The 3593-nt window shown below is 64.9% G+C and carries 4 protein-coding genes; 1 reads left to right on the forward strand and 3 read right to left on the reverse strand.

Annotated features, from left to right (window positions below; all coding sequences use genetic code 11):
• Positions 1–136 precede the first annotated feature (136 nt).
• Positions 137–1465 carry an ATP-binding protein gene (locus tag PHW99_RS18355; RefSeq protein ID WP_300181155.1) on the reverse strand — a complete coding sequence of 443 codons (1329 nt, stop codon included), beginning with the start codon at positions 1463–1465 and terminating at the stop codon, positions 137–139.
• Entirely contained in the window at positions 1462–2193 is a 732-nt protein-coding gene (locus tag PHW99_RS18360) for a response regulator (protein ID WP_300181158.1), read from the reverse strand. Before PHW99_RS18360 ends, PHW99_RS18355 begins: the two co-directional genes overlap by 4 nt.
• Before the next feature lie 230 nt (positions 2194–2423).
• On the opposite strand from PHW99_RS18360, the gene PHW99_RS18365 reads away from it, so the two are divergent.
• Complete coding sequence (locus PHW99_RS18365; RefSeq protein WP_300181162.1) at positions 2424–2810, forward strand: hypothetical protein; 387 nt, start codon at positions 2424–2426, stop codon at positions 2808–2810.
• 172 nt (positions 2811–2982) lie between these two features.
• On the opposite strand, the gene PHW99_RS18370 is transcribed toward PHW99_RS18365, so the two are convergent.
• Positions 2983–3593: patatin-like phospholipase family protein (locus PHW99_RS18370; protein WP_300181165.1), on the reverse strand; the 611-nt coding region annotated here is incomplete at its 5' end.

Genomic DNA, 3593 nt, shown 5'->3' on the forward strand with positions numbered 1-3593 from the left:
GTGGCCGAGGTGCTCAAGCGGGTCTGAAGGCCTGGGCTGGCTTGGGCACCAGCTTACCAGTCTTTTTGGCCTCTAGCCCGGAAGAAATAAGCTTGTATAGCTATATAAAGCATAGCAATTTAACGCCAGGGCGAATTCAGCTGCGGGGCAAGCACAGGGTCGCCGCCAGGCCGCCTTGGGGGCGGTTGTGCAGGCTCAGTTCACCGTCGTGCAGCAGGGCGATGTCGCGGGCAATTGACAGGCCCAGGCCGACGCCGCCGTGCGGGCTGCGGGCGCTGTCCACGCGGTAATAGGGTTCGGTGACCTTGGCCAGTTCTGCCGGGGCAATGCCGGGGCCGTTGTCCTGCACGCTCAGGCGCAGCTGGGTGGCGTTGTCTTGCACCTCGATGCTCACCTGCTGGCCGTATTTGAAGGCGTTGTCGATCAGGTTTTGCAGCGCGCGGCGTAGTGCGCTCAGACGGCCGGTGAAGGGCGCGACGGCCTGACCGCTGAGGGTGATGCTGCGGCCCAGCACCAGCGCATCTTCCACCATGCTGCCCAGCAGGGCGTTGATGTCGATCGGGCGCACCGGCTCCTGGTCCTGCTGGCCGCGCAGGTAGTCCAGCGTGGCATCCAGCATGGTGGCCATGGCCTCCAGGTCGGCCGCCATCTGGTCGCGCAAGGTGTCGTCGCTGACCAGTTCAGCGCGCAGGCGCAGGCGTGTCAGCGGCGTGCGCAGGTCATGCGACACCGAGGCCAGCGCCCGCGCCCGTTCGTTGACCAGCCGCTTGATGCGGGTCTGCATGCGGTTGAACGCCTGGGTGGCGCTGCGGGTTTCGCTGCTGCCCTGTTCGGGCAGCGGCGGTGCGTCCAGATCGTTGCCCAGGGCGTCGGCCGCCTGGGCCAGTTGCTGCAGGGGGCGGGTGGCCTGGCGCACCGCGATCATGACCACGGCGGTGACAATCACCAGCGTCGCCAGCAGTTGCGCGATCAGGTCGTTGGAGAGGGCCGGCGGCGCGGATTCTGCGGCGCGCCGAACCGTGATGCGCACCCATTGGCCACCTTGCAGACGCACATCAAAACGGCGCTGTGTGGTGTCGGCGGGTGGGCCTGAGGCCAGGTCGACGTGGCGGATGTCGCGCTGGCTGCCCAGCCGGGTTGCCAGCATATTGCCTATGGCACCACGCGGCGGCGCGGGCGACACCTGGCTGGGCGCCACCCGCGCCACGCTCAGATCGTCATCCTGCAGGGCGGGCAGCGCGGTATCGAGCTGCGCCTCACCCACGGTCTCCAGCACCCGCACGGTCCGGGCGATGCGGTCGGCAAAGCCGGCAGCGCGCGCCTGCGTCACCACGCTGGAGCGTTCCCCCCATTGCAGCCACAGGCTGACGCCTTGCGCCACCAGCAGGCCCGCCAGCAGGATCAGCGCCATGCGGGCGTACAGGCTGGAGGGCAGGGTGCGCAGCTGCCAGTGAGGCCAGTTCAAGCGCATGTGCTGCTGGCCTCCACCACCGCGGCCAGCACATACCCTTCACCGCGCACGGTCTTGATCAGTTGTGGCTCGCGGCTGTCATCACGCAGGCGCTGGCGCAGGCGGCTCACCTGCACGTCAATGGCGCGGTCATAGGCCTCGGCTTCTCGGCCATGGATCATCTCGATCAGCTGGTCGCGGGTGACAACCCGGTTGGGGTGCTCCAGCAAGATGCGCAGCAGGCGGAATTCACCGCCTGACAGCGGTGTGGCCACACCGTCGGGGGCGCTCAGCAGCCGGGCGGCCGTGTCCAGGCACCAGCCGGCAAAACGCAGGCAGCGCACGGGCTCGGGTTTCAGGTTGGGCGGCAGCGCCCGGGTGCGGCGCAGGATGGATTTGATGCGGGCCAGCAGTTCACGCGGGTTGAAAGGCTTGACCAGGTAGTCGTCGGCCCCCATTTCGATGCCGATGATGCGGTCGGTTTCCTCACCGCGGGCGGTGAGCATGATCACCGGCAGGCTGGATTTGGCGCGCAGGTCACGGCACAGGGTCAGGCCATCGGTGTCGGGCAGCATCAGGTCCAGCACCAGCAGGTCAACCGCGTGGCGTTCCAGCAGCTGCCACATCTCGTGGCCGTCACGCGCGGCAATGGCCTCAAAGCCGTTGCGTGCCAGATAGTCCACCAGCAGACGGCGGATTTCGGGCTCGTCGTCCACGATCAGAATGCAGTCACTTTTTTCCATGGCAAGCCATTGTGGGTTCTTGGTAGGCAAGCGTACAAGCAGACCCCAACCGTTGCCAGCCGCCTGCGCCAGGGGTTTTGTAACCCACTGTAACGCAAGGCCGGGCGGCAACAGGGTGATGCAAATCAGCTGTTTGCAGCAACACACGCTTGACACAACGGGTTTCCAATTGTTCTCAGGGCAGCAGGCAGGACCAGCCGCCCACCTCAGTCCATACAAGGAGTGTCATTATGAAAACCGCAAGCACTTTCAAGTTTCTGACCTTGGCCACCGTGCTGGGGGCCGCCTTGAGCGTCACCGTCCTGGCCCAGCCCGGCCCGGGGGCAGGCGCTGGCCTGATGATGCAGGGCGCCAGCCAGCCCGGCCCGGGGGCACGTGGCATGCGCAACATGCGTTTTGACAAAGGCAACACACCAGGCTGGGCACTGATGACAGCCGAGGAACGCAGCGCCTTCCAGGCCAAGATGCATGCCGTCAAAACTTATGACGAATGCAAATTGCTGCAGATCGAACATCACGCCGCGATGGAGGCACGCGCCAAGGAAAAAGGGGTGACCCTGCCGACACCGCGTCAAAACGGCTGCGACAACATGAAGGCCCGTGGCTTCATCAAGTGACCTGCGATCCAGGGCCAATCCGGGGGTGTCGGGTGGGCCGCGGTGGCGCGCTGCCTGGCGTCTGCCTTGGTTGGCCCAACGGTCTCGGCAGGGCTAGAAATTATGCAGATTTTTGACCTCTAGCCCGCACAATATATGCATATACAGCTATATAAAATATAGCAATTGAAGGTCAGGAGCTTGTCGGCTGGCTGGCCTGCCATTTCTGGATGGCCTGGCGCAGCTCGGGCAGGGCCAGCGCTGCGGCCTTTTCACCTTCGAGGATGGCGCGGTCCTTCTGGTCAAAGTCGGTGGCGCCAATCAGGCCGACCTTGGGGCGGATCACCACGTCGGCCCGCACCAGCTCCTGTTCGGTCAGGTGTTTGATCATGATCCGCACCGAGCTTCCCACGGCCTGACCCAGGCCGCTGAAGGCTTGGCGCTGCTCCAACTGGGCCGAGATGTCTACCGCGACCACCAGATCGGCGCCGAGTTCGCGCACGGCATCCACCGGCACCGGGCTGGCCAGGCAGCCGTCCACATAGGTTTTTCCTTCGATCAGGGCTGGTTTGAAAAACAGCGGGAAACTGCTGGAGGCACGCACCGCCTGGCCGGTATTGCCCCGGGCAAAGTCAACACGGCGGCCATTGTCACCCCGGGTGGCGACGGCGACAAAGGGTTTGCCGAGCTGGTCAATGGGGCGGTTTTTCACCAGCTCATTGACATAGTCCTGCAGCTTCTGGCCGATCAGCAGCCCCTCCCAGGGGGTGCGCAGGTTGAGGTCTTTCACCTTGTTCTCGTCCA

Source organism: Rhodoferax sp. (genome assembly GCF_028689305.1).
Taxonomy (GTDB): Bacteria; Pseudomonadota; Gammaproteobacteria; order Burkholderiales; family Burkholderiaceae_C; genus Rhodoferax.